General features: G+C 40.6%; 24 protein-coding genes. 17 read left to right on the forward strand and 7 right to left on the reverse strand.

The window, feature by feature from the left end:
- Positions 1 to 180: 180 nt before the first annotated feature.
- Genes FTU95_RS10330 through FTU95_RS10345 form a run of 4 tightly spaced genes read left to right on the forward strand, consistent with a single transcriptional unit; the run spans position 181 to position 6,476 of the window.
- Complete coding sequence (locus FTU95_RS10330; protein ID WP_180078425.1) at positions 181 to 3,084, forward strand: type VI secretion system Vgr family protein; 2,904 nt, start codon at positions 181 to 183, stop codon at positions 3,082 to 3,084.
- Between the two features lie 5 nt (positions 3,085 to 3,089).
- A complete protein-coding gene (locus tag FTU95_RS10335; protein WP_180078427.1) occupies positions 3,090 to 3,626 on the forward strand; it encodes a hypothetical protein in 537 nt (178 codons plus the stop codon).
- Complete coding sequence (locus FTU95_RS10340) at positions 3,623 to 5,998, forward strand: M23 family metallopeptidase (RefSeq protein WP_180078429.1); 2,376 nt, start codon at positions 3,623 to 3,625, stop codon at positions 5,996 to 5,998. The genes FTU95_RS10335 and FTU95_RS10340 overlap by 4 nt, the downstream gene beginning before the upstream one ends.
- 10 nt (positions 5,999 to 6,008) lie before the next feature.
- A complete protein-coding gene (locus FTU95_RS10345; RefSeq protein WP_180078431.1) occupies positions 6,009 to 6,476 on the forward strand; it encodes a hypothetical protein in 468 nt (155 codons plus the stop codon).
- Between the two features lie 152 nt (positions 6,477 to 6,628).
- On the opposite strand, the gene FTU95_RS10350 is transcribed toward FTU95_RS10345, so the two are convergent.
- Positions 6,629 to 7,549 (reverse strand): Dyp-type peroxidase, encoded by a 921-nt coding sequence (locus FTU95_RS10350; protein WP_100329703.1) that lies wholly within the window; start codon positions 7,547 to 7,549, stop codon positions 6,629 to 6,631.
- 161 nt (positions 7,550 to 7,710) lie between these two features.
- Here FTU95_RS10350 and FTU95_RS10355 point away from each other — a divergent pair, with 161 nt between their 5' ends.
- Positions 7,711 to 8,331 carry a LysE family transporter gene (locus FTU95_RS10355; RefSeq protein ID WP_180078433.1) on the forward strand — a complete coding sequence of 207 codons (621 nt, stop codon included), beginning with the start codon at positions 7,711 to 7,713 and terminating at the stop codon, positions 8,329 to 8,331.
- A 91-nt stretch (positions 8,332 to 8,422) separates the two neighbouring features.
- Positions 8,423 to 8,677, forward strand: a complete 255-nt coding sequence (locus FTU95_RS10360; RefSeq protein WP_100535451.1) for a hypothetical protein — start codon at positions 8,423 to 8,425, stop codon at positions 8,675 to 8,677.
- Here FTU95_RS10360 and FTU95_RS10365 read toward each other — a convergent pair.
- The 4 genes from FTU95_RS10365 to FTU95_RS10380 are packed head-to-tail and all read right to left on the reverse strand — an operon-like array spanning position 8,660 to position 11,211.
- On the reverse strand, positions 8,660 to 9,142 hold the full coding sequence (locus tag FTU95_RS10365; RefSeq protein ID WP_180078435.1) for a DUF523 domain-containing protein: 483 nt from the start codon (positions 9,140 to 9,142) through the stop codon (positions 8,660 to 8,662). The two genes, FTU95_RS10360 and FTU95_RS10365, sit on opposite strands and share 18 nt — an antisense overlap.
- A 3-nt stretch (positions 9,143 to 9,145) precedes the next feature.
- Positions 9,146 to 9,946, reverse strand: coding sequence for a zinc ABC transporter permease subunit ZnuB (znuB, locus tag FTU95_RS10370; protein ID WP_100329705.1), 801 nt, complete (start codon positions 9,944 to 9,946; stop codon positions 9,146 to 9,148).
- Positions 9,947 to 9,949: 3 nt separating this feature from the next.
- A complete protein-coding gene (gene znuC, locus FTU95_RS10375) occupies positions 9,950 to 10,732 on the reverse strand; it encodes a zinc ABC transporter ATP-binding protein ZnuC (RefSeq protein ID WP_005173813.1) in 783 nt (260 codons plus the stop codon).
- Entirely contained in the window at positions 10,714 to 11,211 is a 498-nt protein-coding gene (locus FTU95_RS10380; protein ID WP_005173814.1) for a transcriptional repressor, read from the reverse strand. The genes znuC and FTU95_RS10380 overlap by 19 nt, the downstream gene beginning before the upstream one ends.
- A 146-nt stretch (positions 11,212 to 11,357) precedes the next feature.
- Here FTU95_RS10380 and FTU95_RS10385 point away from each other — a divergent pair, with 146 nt between their 5' ends.
- The 10 genes from FTU95_RS10385 (at position 11,358) to FTU95_RS10430 (ending at position 19,552) form a co-directional block, all read left to right on the forward strand.
- Positions 11,358 to 12,194, forward strand: a complete 837-nt coding sequence (locus FTU95_RS10385; protein WP_100329707.1) for a metal ABC transporter solute-binding protein, Zn/Mn family — start codon at positions 11,358 to 11,360, stop codon at positions 12,192 to 12,194.
- A gap of 174 nt (positions 12,195 to 12,368) precedes the next feature.
- Complete coding sequence (locus FTU95_RS10390) at positions 12,369 to 12,761, forward strand: ATP synthase subunit I (protein WP_005173819.1); 393 nt, start codon at positions 12,369 to 12,371, stop codon at positions 12,759 to 12,761.
- Positions 12,762 to 12,871: 110 nt separating this feature from the next.
- A complete protein-coding gene (gene atpB / locus FTU95_RS10395; protein ID WP_005094552.1) occupies positions 12,872 to 13,747 on the forward strand; it encodes a F0F1 ATP synthase subunit A in 876 nt (291 codons plus the stop codon).
- Between the two features lie 85 nt (positions 13,748 to 13,832).
- Entirely contained in the window at positions 13,833 to 14,078 is a 246-nt protein-coding gene (gene atpE, locus FTU95_RS10400) for a F0F1 ATP synthase subunit C (protein ID WP_000424060.1), read from the forward strand.
- Positions 14,079 to 14,117: 39 nt separating this feature from the next.
- Positions 14,118 to 14,588, forward strand: coding sequence for a F0F1 ATP synthase subunit B (locus FTU95_RS10405; protein ID WP_005173825.1), 471 nt, complete (start codon positions 14,118 to 14,120; stop codon positions 14,586 to 14,588).
- 12 nt (positions 14,589 to 14,600) lie between these two features.
- Positions 14,601 to 15,137, forward strand: a complete 537-nt coding sequence (locus FTU95_RS10410) for a F0F1 ATP synthase subunit delta (protein ID WP_005173826.1) — start codon at positions 14,601 to 14,603, stop codon at positions 15,135 to 15,137.
- Between the two features lie 43 nt (positions 15,138 to 15,180).
- Positions 15,181 to 16,725 carry a F0F1 ATP synthase subunit alpha gene (gene atpA / locus FTU95_RS10415; RefSeq protein ID WP_100355398.1) on the forward strand — a complete coding sequence of 515 codons (1,545 nt, stop codon included), beginning with the start codon at positions 15,181 to 15,183 and terminating at the stop codon, positions 16,723 to 16,725.
- A gap of 89 nt (positions 16,726 to 16,814) precedes the next feature.
- The gene (gene atpG, locus FTU95_RS10420; RefSeq protein ID WP_005105137.1) at positions 16,815 to 17,684 is read left to right on the forward strand and encodes a F0F1 ATP synthase subunit gamma; all 870 of its coding nucleotides are present in this window, start codon (positions 16,815 to 16,817) and stop codon (positions 17,682 to 17,684) included.
- Positions 17,685 to 17,710: 26 nt separating this feature from the next.
- The gene (gene atpD, locus FTU95_RS10425) at positions 17,711 to 19,105 is read left to right on the forward strand and encodes a F0F1 ATP synthase subunit beta (protein WP_004280997.1); all 1,395 of its coding nucleotides are present in this window, start codon (positions 17,711 to 17,713) and stop codon (positions 19,103 to 19,105) included.
- 27 nt (positions 19,106 to 19,132) lie between these two features.
- Positions 19,133 to 19,552: a F0F1 ATP synthase subunit epsilon gene (locus FTU95_RS10430; RefSeq protein WP_180078437.1), complete on the forward strand. Its 420-nt coding sequence runs from the start codon at positions 19,133 to 19,135 to the stop codon at positions 19,550 to 19,552.
- A gap of 44 nt (positions 19,553 to 19,596) precedes the next feature.
- Here the strand turns inward: FTU95_RS10430 and FTU95_RS10435 are convergent, their stop codons facing one another.
- Positions 19,597 to 21,258, reverse strand: a complete 1,662-nt coding sequence (locus FTU95_RS10435; RefSeq protein WP_180078439.1) for an ATP-binding protein — start codon at positions 21,256 to 21,258, stop codon at positions 19,597 to 19,599.
- Positions 21,251 to 22,543 carry an SIR2 family protein gene (locus FTU95_RS10440; RefSeq protein ID WP_180078441.1) on the reverse strand — a complete coding sequence of 431 codons (1,293 nt, stop codon included), beginning with the start codon at positions 22,541 to 22,543 and terminating at the stop codon, positions 21,251 to 21,253. Before FTU95_RS10440 ends, FTU95_RS10435 begins: the two co-directional genes overlap by 8 nt.
- 307 nt (positions 22,544 to 22,850) lie before the next feature.
- Here FTU95_RS10440 and FTU95_RS10445 point away from each other — a divergent pair, with 307 nt between their 5' ends.
- Positions 22,851 to 24,227 (forward strand): NAD-dependent succinate-semialdehyde dehydrogenase, encoded by a 1,377-nt coding sequence (locus tag FTU95_RS10445; RefSeq protein WP_180078443.1) that lies wholly within the window; start codon positions 22,851 to 22,853, stop codon positions 24,225 to 24,227.
- Positions 24,228 to 24,255: the final 28 nt, after the last annotated feature.

The following is a 24,255-nucleotide window of genomic DNA, read 5'->3' on the forward strand; positions in this document are numbered from 1 at the left end:
AATTCTGAAATATTTGGCATTATTTTTACCTCTATTTTTCAGAGATTTATTGAATAGGTGCAATTGAATTACTGAAAATCAAATGCCTAATTATGTGAAATGCACACCGAGCTGGACGAAATGGACAACTTTTCCTAGAATTTGCTCCACAATAATAATGCTTAAAACTATAACTATAAAATGCCAAAACATATTCATCTGCTGCTGGAGCAACTTGGGCTGAACCGGCAGCATCGTGCGCTGCATCTGCAGTTTTCACATCTGCCCTTAAATCATCAGGTCCTGATTCAGCGGGTTGATGGCCAGCATCAGATTAATCAGGGTCTGCAGGCAGAACTGATCTGCCTTTCTACGCAGGCCAATCTTGCTTTAAAGCAATTTATAGGCTGTCAGGTGGCAGTAGATCAGGTAACAGATCGTGGCGAACTTTTTCGAACCAGTGGCATTATTACCGCAGCGAGTCAGGGACACAGCGACGGTGCCTTGAGCTTGTATAAATTAACTATGCAGGATGCTACTGCACTCTGGCACAAACGCCGTAATAGTCGGGTGTTTATGAATAAGAGCGTGCGCGAAATCAGTGAAATATTATTTAGTGAATGGCAAAGCAGAAGTGCATTATTTGCAGCCAGTCTTAGTCTGGACTTGACCGGATTAAATCGGGATTACGATGTACGCCCTTTTGTGATGCAGTCCAATGAGTCGGATTATGATTTTTTAACACGTTTATGGCGTAGTGAAGGAATAAACTGGCTGATTGATGAAAAGCACTCCATTGTTCCGGTGTCTGCTACTGAGATTCAGCCGCAGAACCTGCGTTTAATCGATCATTCTCAAGCCTTTTCAGCTTTAAAACGCCGTTCAATCCGCTTCCATCGCAGTCATGCCACCGAGCAGTTTGATACGCTGACCAGTCTGATTGTCGTACGTCAGCTTAATTCCAACAGTACCCATACCCAGCGCTGGCAAGCGCAGCACCTTGCGCAGGATCAAAGCCAGTCCTTATTAAATACTCATCAGCAAAGTAGCGTGCAGGATACGGCCAGTCTGAATCTTGAAGATGCCTGGAACATTAGTCCGGCCTGGACAGGTGATTTGAATGCCGAGGATCAGGTGACGGCATCTGGTACGGCACAACTGGAACGACTGAATCAGCAGCTCAATCATTATCATGCGCTGCAATCCAAATATTTTAAAGCCAGCAGCAGTGTACGTGATGCTCAGGTCGGGTATTGGTTTGAATTAAAACAGCATGCTGAAATTGATCAGCATCCCGTGCATGAGCGTGAATTTTTGATTTTGGGTAAACGCTTCTATAACCAGAATAATTTACCTAAAGATATTTTATTGCAGCTAGACAGCTTGCTCGGCCAAAGTGATTGGCAAATTTCGGAGGAAGAACGGCAGGCCAATGAGTTGTATATCGTCCGCCGTGACATTCCGGTCGTACCTGAATATCAGCCTTTTGTGCATCGCCCCGTTGCATATCCGCAGCGAGCTCGAGTGGTCGGGCCTGAAGGTGAAACAATCCATGTCGATGCTTGGGGAAGAGTGAAAGTTCGTTTTCTATTTACCCGAAGTGATGACCATCAACATGATGCCGGTGCAGGCAGCAATGACAATGATAGCGATTCGGCCTGGATTGATGTATTAACCCCTTGGGCTGGTGAAGGTTATGGAGTCAGATTGCATCCACGAGTTGGTGAAATGGTGGTGATTGATTTTTTTGAAGGCGATATCGATCGGCCCTTTGTTATGGGACGGATTCACGAAGCAGAACGACATCCAGTGATGTTTGATGCGAAGGGACAATTACCAGCCACCAGAAAACTCAGTGGGATCCGTTCCCAAGAAGTGGATGGCGAGGGTTTCAACCAGCTGCGTTTTGATGATACGACGGATCAGATTAGTGCGCAGTTACACAGTAGTCATGGTGCTAGCCAATTGAATTTAGGAAATCTCAGTCATCCTAAAGAAACCGAATCGAGTGAAGGTCGTGGGGAAGGGTTTGAACTAAGGACAGATCAGTGGGGGGTGGTACGAGCAGGGCAAGGCTTACTGATTTCGACCTATTCGCAAGATACAGCAGCAGGTAATCACCTGGATGCTAAGCCTGCCAAGAACCAGATGGAATCAAATCTGAATAACACCAAAGTTCTGAGTGACATGGCAGAAGCTCAGCAAACTGATCCGCTTGAGCTTTTTAATAGCTTAAAACAATTTCTGAATCAACTTGAAACTGAAGATGCGAACAAAGCCACTGCATTTAAACAGGCTGTTATGGTATTAACGGCACCACATTCGATTGTGCTGAGTACAAATGAAAATATTCATTTATCTGCAGACCAGCAGATAAATTACAGTGCAGGGGAAAATATCCATCTATCGACTCAACAGTCTCTGATTGCACATGCGCAGCACAAGATCAGCCTATTTGCTGCCCAGAACGGAGCACGCTTATACGCAGGCAAAGGTAAAATTGAAATACAGGCCCAAGATGATGCCATCGAAGCAATTGCACGGAAGGTGATTAAGCTGATTTCAACTGAAGACAAGATTGAGATCACCAGTCCGAAAGAGATCCTGCTAACCGCGGGAGGGTCTCAAATAAAGATTAATAGCAGTGGAGTATGTATCACAACTGGTGGGAAGTTTGAATGTAAGGCGGGGCAGCATTTGTTTGAAGGTGGAGCAAGGGTAAACTCTCAGCTTCCAAAAATGCCGAAGAATGGTACATTTAGTAGAAGATTTGATTTTAGTGATATCTTTAATCTAGAAAATTTAAAAGATCAGATTAAGTTTAAAATAATAAATAAAACAAAGAATTTTGAATATATTGGAGTATTAGATGAAATGGCTAGAACGCCAAGAATATTTAGTGATTCATCAGATAATATAGAAATTCAATTTATTGGTAATATTGATGATAAAAGTATTATGTCTATCAAGGAGTTAAACGAGGATATTTACAATTATGACACGGGTGACTCAGTGGATGATGGAATCAATATTCATAGTGAAGAAAAGTCGGATGATGAATATAAGGATAATTTAAAAGATGATTTTAATAAGTTTGGAGCTTAGAAAGTATGAAGAAAGATATTGCTTTACTTTTACTTGTGTTTATTTCAGTGCAAGCCTTTGCTAAAGAAAATGTTTGTGAAAAAATATGGAATAATCGGCAGGATAATATAGAAGTTATAAAAATAGAAAAAAATAATATCCCATGTACTCAAATTTGGGAAGATGTGAATAAGTTGAAAATTTTAAAATTGATTGGTTTAAATCCTAAAGATAATCAATGGATGTCAACAGGTGAATGTCAGGTTATAGAAGTTGATAAAAATAAATATCAAGTTTATTATGCTTATTTAAAAAATGATCACAGTGATATAAGAATCATCAATGATATTAAGGGTAATTATTTTTCATATTTTAGAAATTTAGGTCATTATGATGTATTTGAAGATAAATTTTTCCCAACAGAAAAAGAAAATAAAAATGGTGTAGAGTTGAGTTGCCCGGGTTTAGGTGATTTTGAAAAGTTAAAATCTATTTTAAATTCATATATAAGTAGTAAAAAAATTGATATTAATAAATTTAGTTTTGAGGACTTAAATAAATGAGGAGTGGTAAGTTAATAAATAGAAAAAGTTATCCATTAACACGATATGGATTTATATGTGCTGTTTCAAGAAAAGAATCTTCGTCAGATTTAAGTTTATCTTTAAATGAACCTTTAAATATTAATGCAAGTAAAATAAAAAACTCTCTAGGCTATATTGGTCTTTTCCAGTTTGGTGAAGCCGCACTTATTGATCTTGGATATTATAAGCATTGGAATGCTAATTCTGATAAAACTAAAGCAAATGATTGGACAGGGAACTGGGTTGGAAAGAATGGTATAAATTCTCTATCAGATTTTTTGAAATCTCCCTCTAAACAAATTCAAATTATTGGACAATGGATAGACTTTCTTTGTGAAAGATTAAGGAACAGAAATTTTAATGAATATTATGGAAAAATAATTAACGGTATTGAAATTACTGAATCTGGTGCTATTGCAGGTGCTCATTTAGTTGGGGATGGTGGATTAGGTTCTTTTTTAGGTGTGCCAGGTTTTAAAGGGAATTATAAAGAGTCAGATGGAAATAATGTTCATATTAGTAAATATATTGATCTGTTTAACTATTACGATCTAGAAAGTTGTTGTGATAGGAAAATATATATATTATTAAGAAATCAAATAGGACAGATAGTAAAAAATAAAAAACTAACTATTCAATCTGAATATAATGGTAAGTTCGAACAATCTAAATTCACTGTAGATACAGAATCGGATGATCAAGGATTATTACCTGTAATTATTAGGCATCCAAATAGTAAAATTATAATTAAGGCAGATGGTAAACAATCAGAAGTTATCATGCAAGCTGCCAATAAAAAACAATCTATTGAGTTAAGTATAAGTGAAGATATTAAAATTCAGGCTGTCTTACAAGAATCTTCAAAACCAGAACCAAAAAAAGAAAAGGTTGTTATTGAGCAAAAAGTATATGATTCTAAAAATGATACAACAGAACTCCAAGTTTGTAAAAATATAACGTTTGATATCTCAATAGTAGAAGGTGACACTAATAGAAAAATAACAAATATGAGGTTTTTTATAAAATATAAAGGCAAGCTCAAAGAACATACTTCGGATGGGGCAGGAATAAAAAAAAGTATCATCGCTGAAGAGGGTGAAATTTTAGATATATTAGTGAGTGGGATAAAAGGCTATCAAAAAATAAAGACAATATCTGTAAATAAAACAATTGAAAATAGTTGTGTATATGTCCCGTTAGGGCTAGTAAACGTAAAGCTTAAGGTAAGTGATAGTCATGATAAAATTTTAAAAAAAAATAAATTCTTTGTAGCATATAGAGGAAGAGAAATAGAAAAAATAACAGACAATAATGGTTATATTGAGCTAAAAATGCTAAATGCTTTTGTTTATAAACTTTTACTTTCAAATAGAAAAGCTGTTTTAACTTTAAGGAATGATCCAAGTGTTTCATTGATTAGGGTGATTTTAAATCCTGCTGCTACAACAATACAAATGCTTGATATAGTATCAAATAGTCCAAGAGTAGAAGCACCAACAAAAGGAATTCCAGCTAAAAATGAAGAAAGCTTTGTTGATTATTTAATGGACTTTTTTCCGTCACTCGGTAAGATCGATAATGTCTATACAGAGAAAAATGGTAATCCGCTAACAAAGCAATACGGTAGTGATGTTTCATTTACGATAAAAACAATTAATAAAAAAACACGTAAAGAGGAAAATCTTCCTTACTCAATCAAGTACGATGGAGCTAAAAAGAATCACTATTCTGGGAAAGATGGAATTGGATTAAAAAAACATAAAGGACAACAAGGTAAAAAAATAGAAATTAGTGTAAATGTTAAAGGGCAAGATCAAGTTTTACATACTACGATACTTGAAAATCCTATGCCCCTTATTGAAATAATAATAGATAAGCCAAATGATGATGGATCATATTTATTTCCACTTAAAACAAAAACAAGGTCTTATAAAAATGGTTTTGCTCGATTTGGTTCTAATAGAAGTGGAGGAAAACGAAAGCATGCGGGATGTGATCTCTACGCGCCGGCAGGTACAGAGGTTAGGGCTATGGCAGATGGTATAGTAAGAAATATTTATTATTTTTATGATAATACTGATGCTATTGAGATTACTCATCAAAAACATATAATTCGTTATGGCGAAGTTAGGAAAGATAAATCTTTGGTAAAAGCTGGTGATAAAGTTGTGAGGGGTCAAGTTATTGGTTATGTTGGAAGTTTAACAACTAAAGGTATCCCAAGTATGATGTTACATTTGGAGATGTTTTCTAATACTGATAATACGGGCACTCTGAATGGTAATAGTATTTATAAGCGTCGTTCAGATTTAGTTGATCCTACTCCATTTTTGGATAATGCATTATTATGAGAAAATTTTAATGAAAAATATTTATATTTTAAGTTTTATAATTGCTTTGACAGGTTGTAGTGATAAAAGCCAAGATAAAGTACAAAACAGTTCAACCAATGAACTGCATATAATAAATTCAGAAGAAAATGGGAAACAAACTATTGAAAGTAAAAATGATGGTTTAATAGAGAAAGAAATACAGGAAAGCGAAGATACTGCAGCTATAGTAGAAAAAACAAATAATGTAAATCATATTTCATGTTCAAATAAAAATATTACAAAATGGTATGGTTTTGATGAGGCTTCAGCTGAACCAGCTTGTGACGTTGTAAGTAATCTTAAGCTACAATCCTATAAATGTAATATCTCTAAAAATGCTTTTGGTGAGAATAAAGATGCAATTTTGTTAGAAAATGAAGATCACAGAATATTTGTTTATTTTGACTTAAAGGATTGTAATAACATATTAGATATACGAAATTCTAATGCACCTTAAAATTGAAAACTTTTTTAATGTGTAAATTTCTATACAGTTAAAAACTAAAATTGGTACTCGCTCTATCATTTTTTAACGGTATTCACTTGATATCCCTCTAAATTAAATTCGAAAAATATTTGAAAGAAGCCGACTTCCGTCGGCTTCTTAAATTACCCTTCCAAAACTTCTTCCAACAACTCTTCACTCGGTGCAAAGTAATATGCTCCATCTAGTGGAGTGACGAAGTGTAGCAAGCGATCATGGATCCCATCGCCAGACGTACCAAACATACGCTCTAACATTGCATCAATAATAGTTAAATCTTTGGTATAGGCAATGAAGAATAGACCTTGGTCACCACGGCCATCACCATAAGGCAAGGAATGACGGAGAATCTCCATTTCTTCGCCTTCTTCATCTTCCACTACAGTACGTGCAACGTGAGCATTTGCCGGTTTAACCTCATCCTCCAGTTCAATCGATTCCAGTTTGGTACGACCCATCACTTGCTCTTGAGTATCGACTTTCAGCTTTTTCCACTTTTCCAGATCATGCGCATAACGCTGGGCAAAAATAAATGAACCATCTTGGAAAATGCCCGTATCTTCACCAAGTAATGCCACCTCAGCACGATCATCTGGGAATTGCGGATTTTCAGTGCCATCAATAAAGCCTGTCACATCACGGCCATCAAAATAGCGGAAGCAGACACGTTCATCCAGAACTTCAACCTGATCCTGAATTCCTTCAAAAAAAGCCTGACTCAGCGCAAAACAGATATCCGCCCGTGCACTGGCAATATGAATCAGAATATCTGCCGGTACAACCGGCATTGCAAATGAACCCTGAATCGGTTCAAGCTGTTTGAAACCTGCAGGGCTTTGTGAATAAAGTCTTGACCAAAGCTCAGGACCAAAAGCGACCGCTGTTTTAATTTGTGCTTGAGGATGTTGCGTAATCAGACGATCACGAGAAGTAAAAAGATGTTCTAATTTTTCTTTGAGTGCTTCAATATTTAAGTCTTTAAGACGCAATACAATAAAGCGAGCATGATCTGAGGGGAGGGGCAAGATTACCGATTGGGCTGTCATTCATGGCTCCTGTAATGATAAATCCTGTTTTTTAATGCACATATTGTGCCTGAAGCTCTGCAGAGTGAACAGTGCAGCGCCTTATATTTAAGCAATTTTTTAGCCTGAATCTATTGGATAAGTCCTATAATATTGTGCAAGTTTTCCAGAGTTGAATGTTCATGTCCTACCAAATGTGGTTTGCCTATATGCTGGCCTGTTGGGTGATTAGTGTTTCACCCGGTGCAGGGGCAATTTCTTCGATGTCGAGTGGGCTGAATTATGGTTTTCGGCATGGCTACTGGAATGCATTGGGTCTGCAACTGGCATTACTGGTGCAGATTGCAGTGGTGGCAGCCGGAGTGGGGGTGCTGTTTGCGACCACGCCATGGGCATTTTTGGTGGTGAAATGGTTTGGTGTGGGCTATTTATTATATTTGGCTATTTTACAGTGGAAAGCGCCGGTACAATCCATCGAAATTAAACATGAATTGGCACGTAAGTCTTCGGGAAAACTGGTTTTATATGGTTTCTTGGTGAATATGAGTAACCCCAAAGCCATTGTGTTTTTACTGGCTGTATTGCCACAATTTCTGGATTTATCCAAACCACAATGGATTCAGTATGTGATTATGGCGCTGACCATGATCACGATTGATCTGATTGTGATGGCGGGCTACACGGGGCTTGCTGCAAAAGTTTTACGATTGCTCAAGTCACCAAAACAACAGAAAATTCTAAATCGTACATTTGCCGTATTATTCGGTTGTGCTGCTAGTTTGTTGAGTTTGGTACATCAATAACAGTATGGAATACATTTTTAAGTCTATTAATTGATTTTTAAGCGTATTTCATCTAGTTTGATCGCATGAAAACAACAATAGGCAAAGCAGCATGTCAACGCCATTATGGATTTTGATCTATGTCTTACACTGCATTTTAACCAAGTGGATTATTTCGTGGGGCGGGGCAGCATATATTAGAGGCTGGAAAACATGGTTTGTGTTTAACATATCTCAATCTGAAGAATGGACGAAAGATCAGGTAATTATGATGGCGTGGTTCTTTTGGATTGCATTCACGATTTTATTTTTGATTGGGCTGTTTAATCCTGAATTTCGCTTTTATAAATTAAAGAATAGTCTGTGATAATTGCGCCAAGAATTCATCTTCAGTCATCACAACAATGCTATGCTGTTTAAAGAGTGCAGCGGTAACACCATCACCCTGAATTTTATGTCCTGAAAATGATCCGTTATAAATCAAATCACTACCACAAGAGGGACTGTGGGCTTTAAGAATTGCATGTGTGGCGTGAAAGTCTTGCGCAACTTTTAAAGCGAGATATGCACCTTGTATAAAAGCTTTAGAAAGATCGTTTCCAAGTACATCGATAACCGATGCTTTTTGTAGCAGTACATCTGAACCTGAACCATTTTGAATTTCGGCAGGTGGACGTGGAATCGGTAGTCCACCTGAGATTTCAGGACACAGACTGATATATTGATTTGGAACTAAAGATTCGAGCACTTCTTTGACAAGGCAATCCTTGCCATCGTAACGAACTTTTTGACCGAGCAAACAGGCACTCACAAAGTAGCGTTTAGTCCCCATGTCCTAGCTCAGCTTTTTAAATTTCTGAAAGATAAACATCATTGCAAATAACACTGCCATGGTCAGCACAATGGTCAGCCCAGTTGAAGTATTAAGGCCTGCGCTCGACCAGAGGCCTACTGTCACGCCAATCTGTGCAATCACGAATGCCCAGATCACCATTTGGCGTGGAGAGTTTGCCAAAAGGCGAGCAGTCAGAGCAGGAATAACCAACAATGCACCCATCAATAGGGAACCGACTGCACGTAAAGCCAGTACGGTAAACAGTGCCAATAGCAACATAAAGATCAGGCGTTGCCATTTGGCATTTACCCCTTCACTGACCGCCATATCCGGATCAATCGCGATCTGAATCTGGGCTTGCCAGCTTTTATATAAAACACCTAAGGCCAGAATGATCACAATGGCAAACGTGGGCAAGTCCGTCCAGGAAATGGTCAGTAGATCACCGAATAAATAGCTGAGCAGTTCAGGTCTTAAACTTGGTAAATGTTGAATAAACAATAAACCCGAGCAAAGTAAGGTCGCTGAACACAGTGCAAGCAGGGCATCATTGGGGAGGCGGGGATCATGTAGCACCCACAGAATGGCAACCAGCAATAATGCCAAGAAGGTCACGCCCATCCACAGCGGTAGACTTAAGGCGCCTGCAATCGCAACACCTAGTAAAGTACCATGTGCCATAGTATCAGCAAAAAATGACATACGACGCCACAGCATCAAGCAGCCTAGCGGTGCCGTCAGAAACACCAGTAGCGTGCCCATAATCCATGCAGGTAAAAGGAGTTGTAACCAATCCATCATGGTCTAAGCTTCCGGCTCGGGGTGAATATGAGGGCGCGTATCATGCTGACACGGCGTAGCAGAATCGCCATGCGCACAATGATCATGATGATGCTGATAAAACACCCGGTTGGTGCCAAAGATTGCCTGATATTCTGGATGCTGCTGTACGCTTTCCGGCAGACCGCTACAACAAATATGCTTATTTAGACACACCACCCGAGTCGTACCTTGCATCACCCATTGCAGGTCATGTGACACCATTAATACGGCACAGCCATATTTTTCCGGCAAGTTACGCACATATTCATACAGTTCAGCTTCGGATTGAATGTCCAGACCTTGCATCGGTTCATCCAGTACCAGAATATCGGGTTGGCGTAATAAGGCCCGTGCCAAGAGCACCCGCTGACGCTCACCGCCTGAGAGTTGCTGAACTTTGGAATCTTGCAGTTTACTAATACCGGTATCGCGAATAATTTCGGTTTTGATTTTGGATGGGCATTTTTCCAGCGCCAGTAAATCTTTGACCCGCAGCGGCAAGCTATGCGATGGATTGAATTTTTGCGGCACATAAGAGAATTTCAGTTTACGTGCAGTTTTGATCTCACCGGATTGCGGTTTCAAGATGCCGAGCATGACTTTAATTAAAGTCGACTTGCCTGCACCATTCGGGCCAATCAGCGTGACAATCTCTTTTTCTTGCAATGAAAAATCAATGGCTTTTAAAATATCACGCTCATCAATCTTGACCCAGATCTGGGAGAGCTGAATCAGTGGGGAGGCACTTAAGCTTTGTTGCGACACTGCTGACAGATTCCTGAAATTTCAATAATACTGTGATGTGCGCTAAAGTCATCCGAGCTTGCAAGTGCATCAAGTTGGTCAAGCAGACCTTGCGCTGATGCTTCTGTCACCGCTTTACATTCGGTACAGATTAAAAAAGCCGCCTGATGCCCTTCACGTGGATGGCAACAAGGAATATAGGCATTGATCGAGGTCAGGCGGTGAATCAGCCCTTTACCCAATAAAAAATCCAAGGTTCGGTATACCGTAGGTGGCGCCGCAGGACGATCACTGGCATTTTTCATTTGTGCCAGTAAATCATAAGCCCCCATCGGGCCAGTCGCATTTAAAATGAGTTCCAGCACTTCTTTACGCAAAGGGGTAAGGCGTGCGCCTGTTGCTGCACAAAGACTTTCCGCTTCAGCAAGACGTTGTGCGACATTGGGATGGTCGTGCACGCCGTGCAATGCGTTGTGGTGTTCGTGCGAACAAGAACCCATAGTTCACCTCAAGTGCGAAACTGAAAATTAATAGATTTCAAATCTTAACATGAAGCGTTCAGAGTTTCGATTGGGCATAGGTATTTTTGTATTTTTGTTATATTATAACACTCACTAATTTTCTCGTTTTTAAGTGATTTCTACTCATGTTCCGTCTCCTTGCAATGGGTCTTTTGGCTTTGTTCAGCACACTCAGTTGGTCACAAAGTCTGGTGGTCTCGACTCAGCCGATCTATCTGATTGCCAAGAAAATTACCCAGGGCGTGGAACAGCCGACTTTATTACTGGCCAATCAGAGCGGACATGATGTCAGTCTGACCCCGGCACATCGTAAAATCATTCAGGATGCCGGTCTGGTGATCTGGCTGGGTCAGGCGCATGAAGCACCGCTGGCCAAAGTGCTGAATGACAGTCATAAAGGTATCGCTATTTTGGAATCCGGTATTTTGACCACATTGCCGATGCGTAACCCGCGTGGTGAGGCCTTAAAAAATACGGTAGATACGCATGTCTGGCTCGATCCAAACAATGCCGTAAGGATTGGCTTCTTTATTGCGGCGCTGCGTTCGCAACAATTGCCGGAGAACCGTGAACTGTACTGGAAAAATGCACGCGACTTTGCGCAAAGCATGTTTGCGACGGCCCAGCGTTATAGTTCCAGCACTAAAGCCAAAGCTTACTGGTCGTATCATGATGCCTATCAATATCTGGAACGTCCCTTGAATCTGAAGTTCATGGGCGCACTGACCGATGATCCACATGTCTCGCCAACTGTGGCTCAAATCAAGTTCTTACAGGATCATCGTCCACAGCCTAAAATGTGCCTTCTGGCCGAAGGGCATGCCAGTGAAAATCAGTACCGAAAACTTAAACCGGTGGTGTTTCAGCATGTCGATGAAAGCATGAGCGGGGCAGGGGACTTTGTGCAAGCCTGGCAGCAATTAGCAGCAGAAACCCAGAAGTGCGTATTAAATGCACGCTAATGATTTAAAAAATAGACAGATTTTGATTAGTTTAACAGCATTGCCCCGATTTAAAAAAACACGACTAAGGTCGGGAAAAGATTGCATGTTCAGGGGTGTAACTCTATAATGCCTGCGATTAAAAATAATCACCTGTTAAACTTGTCAAGCATGATTGCTGTGAGTGAATAAATAATGAGCCGAACTAGTCGCTTGATTGACCGACGATTAGCGAAAGCTTTGGTCCTCCTGCAAGCCTGTATGATCCCTGTTTCAGCCTTGATCGGCTGGGTCGTGAAAGACTCAACCGCAGCCCTGAGTGCAGCATTAGGTGCGCTCGTTTGTTGGCTTGCGACTTGTTATTTTTCGTGGCAATCGTTTCGAGCAGCAGGAGCCCGCGCGTCTAAACAAGTTCTTTCGAACATGTATAAAGGCTTAATGGGAAAGTTTGCAATTGTGATTGTTGGTTTCATTTTAATTTTAAGCAATGTCGAACCGTTGTCAGCGGTGGCGTTGTTTTGTGGTTTTATACTTGTTCAAGCCATGTCGTGGGTCGCTCCGTTTTGGGCATCACGTCTACAAAAATGAGTATAGACACAACAAGAAATTGAAAAGTTTTTCAGGAGCAGGCGAGATATCAAGCAGCACGCGATATTCGTTTGTTCTATTAGTTTTTTGACATTGACCAGGTGTGATTTATGGCTGCTGAAGAACATGCCCTTACTTCGACCGAGTATATCAAGCATCACTTGACCAACATGACCTATGGCAAAATGCCAGATGGTACATGGAAATTGGCCGAGAGCGGTGCTGAAGCTCAACAGATGGGGTTCACTGCTATTCACTTGGATTCAATGGGTTGGTCTATCGGACTGGGTCTGATTTTCTGTTTGTTGTTCTGGTTGGTTGCGAAAGCGGCTAATGCTGGTGTTCCTACCAAGTTCCAGTCTGCAATTGAAATGATTATCGAGTTTGTAGATTCAAGTGTACGTGATACCTTCCACGGGAAGTCTCGATTAATTGCACCCTTAGCTTTAACCATTTTCGTGTGGATTTTCCTCATGAACTTGATGGATTTGATCCCTGTTGACTTTATTCCTTATGTAGCTCAACACGCGATTGCTTCTATGCTGGGTGTAGACCCTCATCAGGTTTACTTTAAAATTGTTCCGACTACAGATCCAAACGTTACCCTCGGTATGTCTATTTCTGTATTCTTCTTGATCATTTTCTATAGTATTCGTGAGAAAGGTGTTGGCGGCTTCGTTGGTGAGTTAGCACTTAACCCATTTAACCCAAGTAACCCAGTTGCTAAAGTGCTTTTGATTCCATTCAACTTATTGTTGGAATTGACCACTTTCTTGGCGCGACCAGTTTCATTGGCTCTACGACTGTTCGGTAACATGTATGCGGGTGAGTTAATCTTCATTCTTATCGCGTTATTACCGTTCTGGATCCAGTGGGCGTTGTCTGTGCCTTGGGCGATTTTCCACATTTTGATTATTACGCTACAAGCATTCATTTTCATGATGTTGACTATCGTGTACATGAGTATGGCAAGCGAAAAGCATTAATGGTATTGCCTAACTGTCAACGGATGGTTGGGCACACAATTTTTTAACTTAATTTGGTATAAAACCTAACCTCTGAGGAATTATCATGGAACTCACTTTAGGTCTAGTTGCAATTGCATCTGCTATCTTGATCGCTTTCGGTGCTTTAGGTACTGCGATTGGTTTTGGTCTTCTAGGCGGCCGTTTCCTTGAAGCTGTTGCTCGTCAACCAGAATTGGCTCCGCAACTTCAAACTCGTATGTTCTTAATCGCAGGTCTTCTTGATGCTGTGCCTATGATCGGTGTTGGTATTGGCTTGTTCTTCATCTTCGCTAATCCATTTGTAGGTTAATCAGCTTAATTCCGAAATTCACTATTTGAGGAATTTGCAATGAATATCAACCTCACATTGTTTGGCCAAGCGATTGCGTTTGCGATTTTTGTCGCGTTCTGCATGAAGTTTGTATGGCCACCACTAATCAATGCGATTAGTGAACGTCAGCGTCGTATCGCTGATGGCTTAAATGCTGCTGAAAAAGCGAAAGCTGACCTTGCAGATGCGCAAGCACAAGTGAAAGCTGAACTGGACACGGCAAAAGCACAAGCGGCTCAATTGATCGAACAAGCGAACCGTCGTGCAGCACAGTTGGTAGAAGAAGCGCGTACTCAAGCATCTGCTGAAGGTGAGCGTATTCGTCAACAAGCGAAAGAAGCTGTTGATACCGAAATCAATTCTGCTCGCGAAGAATTGCGTCAACAAGTGGCTGCTCTTGCAGTGACTGGTGCTGAGAAAATTCTTAGCCAGCAAGTTGATGCAGAAGCTCACAATGCCATGCTGACTCAGCTGGCTGCTAAACTTTAAGAGAGGCAGATTATGGCTGAACTCTTGACGTTAGCACGCCCTTATGCAAAAGCAGCATTTGCTTACGCTTCTGAGCAGGGTGCAACTGACTCTTGGTCAACTGCACTTGAATTGCTCAGTGCTGCGGTGCAAGACGAAGCATTTTCAGCTTATCTAAATCGCCCGGAGCTTACACCTGCTGAGCAGGTGTCTCTTTTTGCCAAAGTTTTAGGTGAAGACCAAACTGCAGCAGTGTCTAACTTCCTGACATTGCTTGCTGAAAACAACCGTTTGACGCTTCTTCCTGAAATTGCTGCAGAATATGAACAGCTCAAATCACAGAATAACAATACTGTGGATGTTGTGATTGAATCAGCATTCCCATTAACTTCTGTTCAGGAACAATTACTGACGCATGCATTAGAGAAGAAATTCGAAGCTGCAGTAAGTGTTTCTGTAGAAGTGAAACCAGAGCTTATTGCTGGTGTAGTTATTCGTGCAGGCGACCAAGTGATAGATGATTCTGCGCTTAACAAGCTTGAGAAAATGCGTACTCGTCTTCTTGCTTAAGAAATAAGAAGACTGAACTTTAAAAAGATTGAGGTATAGCGCAATGCAACAACTGAATCCATCCGAGATCAGTGCGCTCATTAAACAGCGTATCGGCGATCTGGACACCAGCGCAACCGCTAAGAACGAAGGGACCATTGTTATGGTTTCCGACGGTATTGTGCGTATTCACGGCCTTGCTGATGCAATGTACGGTGAAATGATCGAATTCGACGGCGGCCTTTATGGTATGGCACTGAACCTAGAACAGGATTCAGTGGGCGTCGTTGTTTTAGGTAACTACTTAAGCCTTCAAGAAGGTCAAAAAGCGCGTTGCACAGGTCGTGTATTAGAAGTTCCGGTTGGTCCAGAACTTTTAGGCCGTGTAGTCGATGCTTTGGGTAACCCGATTGATGGTAAAGGCCCGATCGATGCTAAATTAACTGATGCTGTTGAAAAAGTAGCACCAGGCGTAATTTGGCGTCAGTCAGTGGATCAACCTGTACAAACTGGTTATAAATCAGTAGATACAATGATCCCTGTAGGCCGTGGTCAGCGTGAGTTGATCATTGGTGACCGTCAAACTGGTAAAACAGCAATGGCGATCGACGCGATCATCGCTCAGAAAAACTCTGGCATTAAATGTGTATACGTAGCAATTGGTCAAAAACAATCGACTATCGCTAACGTAGTACGCAAGCTGGAAGAAACTGGCGCTATGGCGTACACCACTGTTGTCGCAGCAGGTGCATCTGATCCAGCAGCAATGCTGTATTTGGCTCCGTACTCTGGCTGTACAATGGGTGAATACTACCGTGACCGTGGTGAAGATGCGTTAATCATTTATGATGACTTGTCTAAGCAAGCTGTTGCGTATCGTCAAATTTCATTGCTTTTACGCCGTCCACCAGGTCGTGAAGCTTATCCAGGTGACGTGTTCTATCTACACTCGCGTCTACTTGAACGTGCTTCTCGTGTATCTGCTGACTACGTTGAGAAATTCACTAACGGTGAAGTTAAAGGCCAAACTGGTTCTCTAACTGCATTGCCGATTATTGAAACTCAAGCGGGTGACGTATCTGCATTCGTACCAACCAACGTAATTTCGATTACTGATGGTCAGATCTTCCTTGAAACATCATTATTCAACGCAGGTATTCGTCCTGCTGTGAACGCGGGTATCTCTGTATCTCGTGTTGGTGGTTCAGCGCAAACCAAGATCATCAAGAAATTGTCTGGTGGTATCCGTACTGCTTTGGCGCAATACCGTGAATTGGCAGCATTTGCTCAGTTCGCTTCTGATCTTGACGAAGCAACTCGTAAGCAACTTGAACATGGTCAACGTGTAACTGAATTAATGAAGCAAAAACAATATGCTCCATATTCAATTGCTGACCAGGCTGTTTCAATTTATGCATCTAACGAAGGTTATATGACTGACGTTGAAGTGAAGAAAATCGTAGACTTTGATGCTGCGTTGATTTCTTACTTCCGTTCAGAACATGCTGCGTTAATGCAACAAATCGATGCCTCTGGTGATTACAACAAAGACATCGAAGCTGCAATCAAAGCAGGTATTGAAAGCTTTAAAGCGACTCAAACTTACTAAGTTCAACCTTAGTTGAATTTAGTGTTGGTTTGGTTCACGGAATCAACCTTCGGAAGCTCGCAAGGGCTTTCGAATACTAGGTTAAGCGTATGGCAAATTTAAAAGAAATTCGCGCCAAAGTAGCTAGTATCAAGAGCACGCAGAAGATTACTCGAGCGATGCAAATGGTAGCAGCTTCTAAGATGCGTCGTGCGCAAGAGCGCATGGCTCAAGGCCGTCCGTATGCCGAAAATATGCACCGTGTAATTGCTCATTTGGTCCAAGCGAATCCTGAATACAAACACCGTTATATGGTTGAACGCCCGGTTAAGCGCGTTGGCTATATCATTGTGTCTTCAGATCGTGGCCTTGCTGGTGGTTTGAACATTAACCTGTTCAAAAAAGTGGTTAAACACGTACAGCAGCAACAAGAGCAGTCAATTGAAGTTCAATTTGCTTTAATTGGTCAAAAAGCGGTTTCGTTTTTTAAAAACTACGGCGGTAAAGTGCTTGGTGCGACCACTCAAGTGGGCGACACTCCAAGTCTTGAGCAGTTATCTGGTTCTGTACAGGTGATGTTGGACGCTTATGATAAAGGCGAGTTAGATCGTATTTATCTGGTGTCAAACGGCTTTGTCAATGCCATGACTCAAAATCAAAAGATCGAACAACTTGTTCCTTTGGCAGCTGCTGAAGAAGACAAGAATCTTAACCGTCAATACGGTTGGGATTATATCTACGAGCCTGAAGCTGAAGAGCTTTTAAATGGCTTGTTGGTTCGCTATATCGAGTCTGTGGTATATCAAGGTGTGATTGAAAACATCGCATGTGAGCAGTCTGCACGTATGGTCGCTATGAAAGCAGCGACAGACAACGCAGGCGAGATCATTAAGAGCCTGCAACTTATTTATAACAAGCTGCGTCAAGCCGCGATTACTCAGGAAATTTCTGAGATCGTTGGTGGTGCCGCTGCCGTTTAACATTATTTTGAATTGAGGAGACAGCAATGAATAGCGGTCGTATCATTCAGATCATCGGCGCGGTTATCGACGTCGAGTTTGAACGCAACAGCGTTCCTAAGATCTATGACGCTCTCCAAGTAGATGGTACTGAAACTACTTTAGAAGTTCAGCAACAGCTTGGTGATGGCGTAGTTCGTACTATTGCAATGGGTTCTACTGAAGGCCTTAAGCGTGGTTTGAACGTAGTTAACACTGGCGCGCCGATTTCTGTACCAGTAGGTACAGCGACTCTAGGCCGTATCATGGACGTTCTTGGTCGCCCGATCGACGAAGCTGGTCCTGTTGCGACTGAAGCGCGTTTACCAATTCACCGCTCTGCACCTTCTTATGCAGAACAAGCAGCTTCTACTGACCTTTTAGAAACTGGTATTAAAGTCATCGACTTGCTATGCCCGTTCGCGAAAGGTGGTAAAGTTGGTTTGTTCGGTGGTGCCGGTGTTGGTAAAACTGTAAATATGATGGAATTGATCAACAACATCGCGAAAGCTCACTCAGGTTTATCTGTGTTTGCTGGTGTTGGTGAGCGTACTCGTGAAGGTAATGACTTCTATCACGAAATGAAAGATTCTAACGTTCTAGACAAAGTAGCAATGGTCTACGGTCAGATGAACGAGCCACCAGGTAACCGTTTACGCGTAGCGTTGACTGGTCTTACTATGGCTGAATATTTCCGTGACGAGAAAGACGAAAACGGTAAAGGCCGTGACGTACTATTGTTCGTAGATAACATTTATCGTTATACACTAGCGGGTACTGAAGTATCAGCACTTCTAGGTCGTATGCCATCTGCAGTAGGTTACCAGCCTACACTTGCAGAAGAGATGGGTGTTCTTCAAGAACGTATTACATCGACTAAGTCTGGTTCTATTACGTCAATCCAAGCGGTATACGTACCTGCCGATGACTTGACAGATCCATCGCCTGCTACAACGTTTGCTCACTTAGACGCAACTGTTGTATTGAGCCGTGACATCGCATCTTCTGGTATTTACCCAGCGATCGATCCACTAGACTCAACTTCACGTCAATTAGATCCGTTAGTTGTTGGTCAAGAGCATTATGAAATTGCACGTTCTGTACAGAACGTATTGCAACGTTATAAAGAGCTTAAAGACATCATCGCGATTCTTGGTATGGACGAGCTTGCTGAAGAAGATAAACTGGTTGTTTACCGTGCGCGTAAAATCCAGCGTTTCTTCTCTCAACCGTTCCACGTAGCTGAAGTATTTACTGGTGCTCCTGGTAAATTAGTATCTCTTAAAGAAACGATTCGTGGCTTTAAAGGTCTTCTAGCTGGTGAATACGATCACATCCCAGAACAAGCGTTCTATATGGTTGGTGGTATTGACGAAGTTATTGCTAAAGCCGAGAAACTTTAATTAGCTACTCTAATTTAGGAGATTCTCATGGCGACTATGCAATGTGATGTTGTAAGTGTTCAGGAGTCTTTGTACTCAGGCACTATAACTATGCTAATTGCAAAAGGTGCTGGCGGTGAGTTGGGTATTATGCCTGGCCATGCTCCGTTGGTAACTTTGCTCCAACCTGGCGCGATCCGCGTTATTTTGGAAAACGGTACAGAAGAGTTGATCTATGTATCTGGTGGTATTCTAGAAGTTCAACCGCATGTTGTTACGGTTCTTGCAGATACTGCAGTCCGTGCAGAAAACTTAGATGAAGCAGCTATTGTTGAAGCGCGTAAACACGCTGAACAATTGCTTGCCAATCAAAAGAGCGATTTGGATTCTGCTGCTGCATTGGCTGCTCTTGCAGAAACTGCTGCACAGCTGGAAACGATCCGCAAAATCAAAAACCGCGCTCAATAAGAGACGGTTTGAGATTGAAGAAACCACCCGAAAGGGTGGTTTTTTTATGACCAATTTTTTTGGAAATTTGCACCTTCAGAGTTTGGCTTTATCGTTGGTTTTTTAATATTAATTGTTAGGGGAATAGGAAAATCATTTCCAATGATGACAGCTTCGCCAGGTTGTAAGCTTGGAAGGAAGTCAGAAGCTGCTTTATCAATTTCACCACATGCTCTTTCTACAATCTCACGATCTCGATCGTTTGTGAGACGATGAACAATTAAAGTTCCAAGTTGGCTAAGAACACCTTCCGTAATATCTCGAGGTCTTTGAGTTGCTAAGCAGATATTTAAACCAAATTTTCGACCTTCTTTTGCAATAAGCTCAAAAGCATCAAGTTTTGCTAAGGTATCTTCATTACCAATTGTTTTTCCTATGAAGTTATGTGCTTCATCTAGGAAAATAACTAGTGGTTTCTCTATAAAAGATAATTCTCGTACTTTATTTAATAGTAATCGACCAATGACATTAGAAATAACTTCTCGAGCCTTAAATTCGAAACCAATTGCACTCATATCTATTCGTAAAAGTTTTTTACTAGAGTCGCTATAGAAAATATTCAATTCATCTAAAAGAGATGAATTTTGGTTTTGTTCGAAAACAAATCTAAAAGTATGTGAATTAATTAGACCGTTAATTCGAGTTAGTAATGATAAGCAGTGATTAAAATTGAAATCGTCTGCTATATAATTTGTACCTCTTAAGGTTACATACTCTTCTTTGATTTGTGCACATAATTTTGTGGGGTCAAAAGGGGTATGGGGTATTTCTAACAAGTACCGATCGCGAATTGATCTTATGGCAATCTTATAATTTTCTTCAGGTTGTCCAATTTTTATGAAAACTCCATTTTGAATCATTTCAGAATGCAGAGAATTCTGTTCAAGAAGCTTAACGAGCCTTAGACTTCTAATAGCTTCTCTAAACTTTGGACCTTGGGATTTTCCTGCTGGTTCGAACAAAGCTATAAAATCACTTTCTTCAAAGCAATCAGGTGGTATTTTTATGGCAGTAGAGCTTTCGGCAGGATTAGTTGGACTACCTAAGTGAACATTAGTTACTGAATTATCCTCAAATTTACTATATTCACCAGTTGGGTCTAATAAGATGATTTTGGAGTTAAATCTTAAACATTCTTCTAAGATTCGAGCTGTCGTATAGCTTTTTCCTCCGCCCGTTGCACCTAAAATACCTAAATGACGTCCAAATAGTTTTTCCGGTGTTATAGAAATTCCACAACTGTCATTTAAAATTGATCCAATATGTAAATTTATATTTGGATCTCCTTTTTGCATTTTCTGAGGAATTTTTGCAATAAATTCATGCGGTGCTGAATAAATTAAATCATTTATACTTGGATAGTAATCCACACCTGCTGATACTCTTAGATCATCCATTTGGATTGTTCCAAGAAGTTGTACACGGCCTACGATATCCAAATTTGACTTCGCTAAATCATCTTTCTTTATTTCTATGATACGTCCTAAAACTAAGTTGACTTGGCTTTCAATAATAACAAATTCACCAACTTCACCTTTGCCATAACGATTTCCACCAAAATATGTAGGTTCATGATTGTCATTGATGTATTTGAATTGAATACTGCTAGCATTAATTGAATTTACTTTTCCAAACATCAGTTCAGGTTGTAAAATTCCATTAAACATGATGACCTCCAAATGCTTTTTGGAGATTCTCGTAAAGATTTTCAGCAGGTGATAATGCTGTTAAATCAGGAATAATTTCTGATAGTTTTCCAAAATCACTATTTATAAAGATTATTTCATCATTTTTTCGAGTGTCTGCAACATGTTTTAATCTCTCCCAATACGGTGAAGTGGAGTTGGCATCTTTTAGAAAGTCATTTTTTAGAGTTGGTGTGCAAATAATAACTTTAAGATGTGGATTTGAATAAATGGCAGAAAGGATAGGTTCAGATAGATGATCGTCGTTAAAGCCAAATCCAACAATAATTAAACACGTATTAGGCTCTCGTAGCGCATGGTTAAATCTAGAGATTAGTTCTAGGTGTGGCTGTACATATGATTGCTGGTATTTACCTTTAGCTGGAAAAATCATACAACTTTGTTCAGCTTCTACCTTATCAACCTGTTGGACTGGGTAGCCATTTTCTCTTTTCCAATTAACAGATCCATGCAACTTGTATAGCTGAAACACGCCTTCAAGATATTGAGGATTGTTTAAGTTTATTGTCGGACTTCTTTTGATGATATCTAGATCAAAGAACTTCGGATCATATATACGAGGAAATGAAAAAGAAAAACCATCTATAACAGTAATCCCTAATTTACTAGCAGCTGTTTCAAAACATGTATCGTAGTTTGTTGTAAATAACTTAATACGAGGGTCTTTTGATTTTCTTCGGGACAATTTCCTAATAAATTCACGATGTTTAGTCAATTGTTCTTGTTCATTCGTAATAAATTGGCAGGCTTCTAAAATCTTTTTTTTACAACTTAGGACAAATTCTCTTGTTGATATGCAGTCGTCTTCTTTTGTGATTTGAATAAAAGATTCACAATGGGAAAGACATTCTTCAATATTTTTATATTTTTCTTCAACTACATAAGTATCATACTTACTCTCGCTAAAAGCTTTATTACTTAGTTCATGCATGTCATCTTTGGTGCATCGCTCCCATAAATTCCACATCGATGGACCATTTATAGGTGAACCTAAAGAAGTACCACTACCTGCAAGTACCATAATATTGGGCATTTGAATTGCTGTTTTTAATTTTTGAGAAAGCAGTTCTTTAGTATTTCTTTGGCTTTCTAATCGAGTTTTCTCATCTGCAATTTCTTTTTCTGTGGTTGGTGGTGGAGACAGAGGTGGTGCAGATTCTCCTTCTTCAAGAATAAATTTATCATTATCAAATCTATTCCATAGCCCTGTCTGAAAGTCATAAAGCTCAAAAGTACTTATTTTCATAATTGTAGATAGTTGAAATTTATATTATTTGAATAATATTTAATCTTTTATGTTATTTCAAAGGAATATTACTTCTTTCTACGTATTAAGCAAAAATTATAAATTCATACTAAGTAAAATCTAATTTTGTACCACTCGATATCACTTTTACCCCTTCTCAGTAATGTTTTGAACCAATCTGTAAACCTGCACACGCCATAAAAAAATCAATGATAAGTTAAATGATTCGAACAGATTTCGCTTGTTATAGCTGAATGCGATAGAAGTTTAGAACAGGCAAAACTTATAATTGAAAAAAGGGAAAACCATGGCTTATCAATCTATTAATCCATTTACTAATCAAAAATTGAAAGACTACCCATCCCATAGCGATCAAGATATTCAAAATGCCCTCGATACAGCAGAAAAAATCCTGAAATCGGAATGGGCTCAACAGGCCGATACCCGTATTGAAGTACTTCGTAAACTGGCCAGCAATATGCGAGAGCAAAAATCTGAACTGGCCAAGCTCATGACGCTGGATATGGGAAAACTCATTAAGCAGAGTGAAGGTGAAATCGAAACCTGCGCCAAAATTGCCGAATACTATGCTGATCATGCCAAAGAATTTTTAGCGCCCGTGTCCTATGAAACGGAACTGGGTGAGGCCTGGGTTGAGCATCATCCACTGGGTATTATCATGGCGGTAGAACCGTGGAACTTTCCGTTTTATCAACTGATGCGGGTCTTTGCACCGAACTGTGCCATTGGTAATCCAGTTCTGGCAAAACATGCCGGCATTGTTCCGCAATGTGCGGAAGCCTTTGAACAACTGATCTTGGATGCAGGCGCACCCACAGGTGTCTGGACCAACCTGTTTATCAGCAGTGACCAGGTCGCTGAGGTGATTGCAGACAAACGTGTACGTGGTGTGGCATTGACAGGTTCAGAAGGTGCGGGCAGTGCTGTGGCTGAACAGGCCGGAAAACATCTTAAAAAATCAACGCTGGAACTGGGCGGTAATGATGTCTTTATTGTGCTGGATGATGCAGATCTCGAACGCGCGATCAAGTTAGGCTGTCAGGCGCGGGTCAATAATGCCGGGCAGGTGTGTACGGCAGCGAAGCGATTTATTCTGCATGAAAAAATTGCCGAACAATTCAAAGCCGGCATGCTGAAAGCTTTTGAACAGTTAAAGCTGGGTGATCCGCTCGATCCTGAAACCACGTTAGGGCCGCTTTCTTCAAAAGATGCGCTGGAAAAGCTCACCAAACAAGTCGAAAAAGCCGTAGCGCAAGGTGCGACTGTGGTCACGGGTGCTAAAGCCGTAGAACATCAAGGCAATTTTTATGCACCGACCATTCTGGAAAATATCACGCGTGAAAATGAAGCCTGGTATGAAGAGTTCTTCGGCCCGGTGGCGCAAATTTATGTCGCAAAAGATGATGATGAAATTGTCGAAATTGCCAATGATTCTAACTATGGTCTGGGCGGCGTGATCCATGCGCAAGATATTGAGCGCGCTAAACAACTGGCGTCACGGGTGGAAACCGGTATGATCTGGATCAACTGGTTTACCGATACCACGCCGGAATTACCATTTGGCGGGGTGAAGAACTCCGGTTATGGCCATGAACTCTCGATTGATGGTTTCAAAGAATTTGTGCAAAAGAAACTGGTCGTGGTCAAAAGCCCGAAGAAATAAAATATTGACTCGACAAAGAAGCCACTAT

Source organism: Acinetobacter sp. YH12208 (assembly GCF_013418055.1).
Classification (GTDB): domain Bacteria; phylum Pseudomonadota; class Gammaproteobacteria; order Pseudomonadales; family Moraxellaceae; genus Acinetobacter; species Acinetobacter pseudolwoffii.

What these genes read in the sequence shown, in the direction of transcription:
- atpD (WP_004280997.1), top strand. Translation starts at nt 17,711, where the DNA reads ATGAATAGCGGTCGTATCATTCAGATCATCGGCGCGGTTATCGACGTC.
- znuB (WP_100329705.1), bottom strand. Translation starts at nt 9,946, where the DNA reads ATGATGGATTGGTTACAACTCCTTTTACCTGCATGGATTATGGGCACG.
- FTU95_RS10335 (WP_180078427.1), top strand. Translation starts at nt 3,090, where the DNA reads ATGAAGAAAGATATTGCTTTACTTTTACTTGTGTTTATTTCAGTGCAA.
- atpA (WP_100355398.1), top strand. Translation starts at nt 15,181, where the DNA reads ATGCAACAACTGAATCCATCCGAGATCAGTGCGCTCATTAAACAGCGT.
- atpB (WP_005094552.1), top strand. Translation starts at nt 12,872, where the DNA reads ATGGCTGCTGAAGAACATGCCCTTACTTCGACCGAGTATATCAAGCAT.
- FTU95_RS10365 (WP_180078435.1), bottom strand. Translation starts at nt 9,142, where the DNA reads ATGGGGACTAAACGCTACTTTGTGAGTGCCTGTTTGCTCGGTCAAAAA.
- FTU95_RS10360 (WP_100535451.1), top strand. Translation starts at nt 8,423, where the DNA reads ATGTCAACGCCATTATGGATTTTGATCTATGTCTTACACTGCATTTTA.
- FTU95_RS10380 (WP_005173814.1), bottom strand. Translation starts at nt 11,211, where the DNA reads ATGGGTTCTTGTTCGCACGAACACCACAACGCATTGCACGGCGTGCAC.
- FTU95_RS10340 (WP_180078429.1), top strand. Translation starts at nt 3,623, where the DNA reads ATGAGGAGTGGTAAGTTAATAAATAGAAAAAGTTATCCATTAACACGA.
- FTU95_RS10390 (WP_005173819.1), top strand. Translation starts at nt 12,369, where the DNA reads ATGAGCCGAACTAGTCGCTTGATTGACCGACGATTAGCGAAAGCTTTG.
- FTU95_RS10405 (WP_005173825.1), top strand. Translation starts at nt 14,118, where the DNA reads ATGAATATCAACCTCACATTGTTTGGCCAAGCGATTGCGTTTGCGATT.
- atpG (WP_005105137.1), top strand. Translation starts at nt 16,815, where the DNA reads ATGGCAAATTTAAAAGAAATTCGCGCCAAAGTAGCTAGTATCAAGAGC.
- FTU95_RS10410 (WP_005173826.1), top strand. Translation starts at nt 14,601, where the DNA reads ATGGCTGAACTCTTGACGTTAGCACGCCCTTATGCAAAAGCAGCATTT.
- FTU95_RS10435 (WP_180078439.1), bottom strand. Translation starts at nt 21,258, where the DNA reads ATGTTTAATGGAATTTTACAACCTGAACTGATGTTTGGAAAAGTAAAT.
- FTU95_RS10345 (WP_180078431.1), top strand. Translation starts at nt 6,009, where the DNA reads ATGAAAAATATTTATATTTTAAGTTTTATAATTGCTTTGACAGGTTGT.
- atpE (WP_000424060.1), top strand. Translation starts at nt 13,833, where the DNA reads ATGGAACTCACTTTAGGTCTAGTTGCAATTGCATCTGCTATCTTGATC.
- FTU95_RS10350 (WP_100329703.1), bottom strand. Translation starts at nt 7,549, where the DNA reads ATGACAGCCCAATCGGTAATCTTGCCCCTCCCCTCAGATCATGCTCGC.
- FTU95_RS10385 (WP_100329707.1), top strand. Translation starts at nt 11,358, where the DNA reads ATGTTCCGTCTCCTTGCAATGGGTCTTTTGGCTTTGTTCAGCACACTC.
- FTU95_RS10445 (WP_180078443.1), top strand. Translation starts at nt 22,851, where the DNA reads ATGGCTTATCAATCTATTAATCCATTTACTAATCAAAAATTGAAAGAC.
- FTU95_RS10430 (WP_180078437.1), top strand. Translation starts at nt 19,133, where the DNA reads ATGGCGACTATGCAATGTGATGTTGTAAGTGTTCAGGAGTCTTTGTAC.
- FTU95_RS10355 (WP_180078433.1), top strand. Translation starts at nt 7,711, where the DNA reads ATGTCCTACCAAATGTGGTTTGCCTATATGCTGGCCTGTTGGGTGATT.
- FTU95_RS10440 (WP_180078441.1), bottom strand. Translation starts at nt 22,543, where the DNA reads ATGAAAATAAGTACTTTTGAGCTTTATGACTTTCAGACAGGGCTATGG.
- FTU95_RS10330 (WP_180078425.1), top strand. Translation starts at nt 181, where the DNA reads ATGCCAAAACATATTCATCTGCTGCTGGAGCAACTTGGGCTGAACCGG.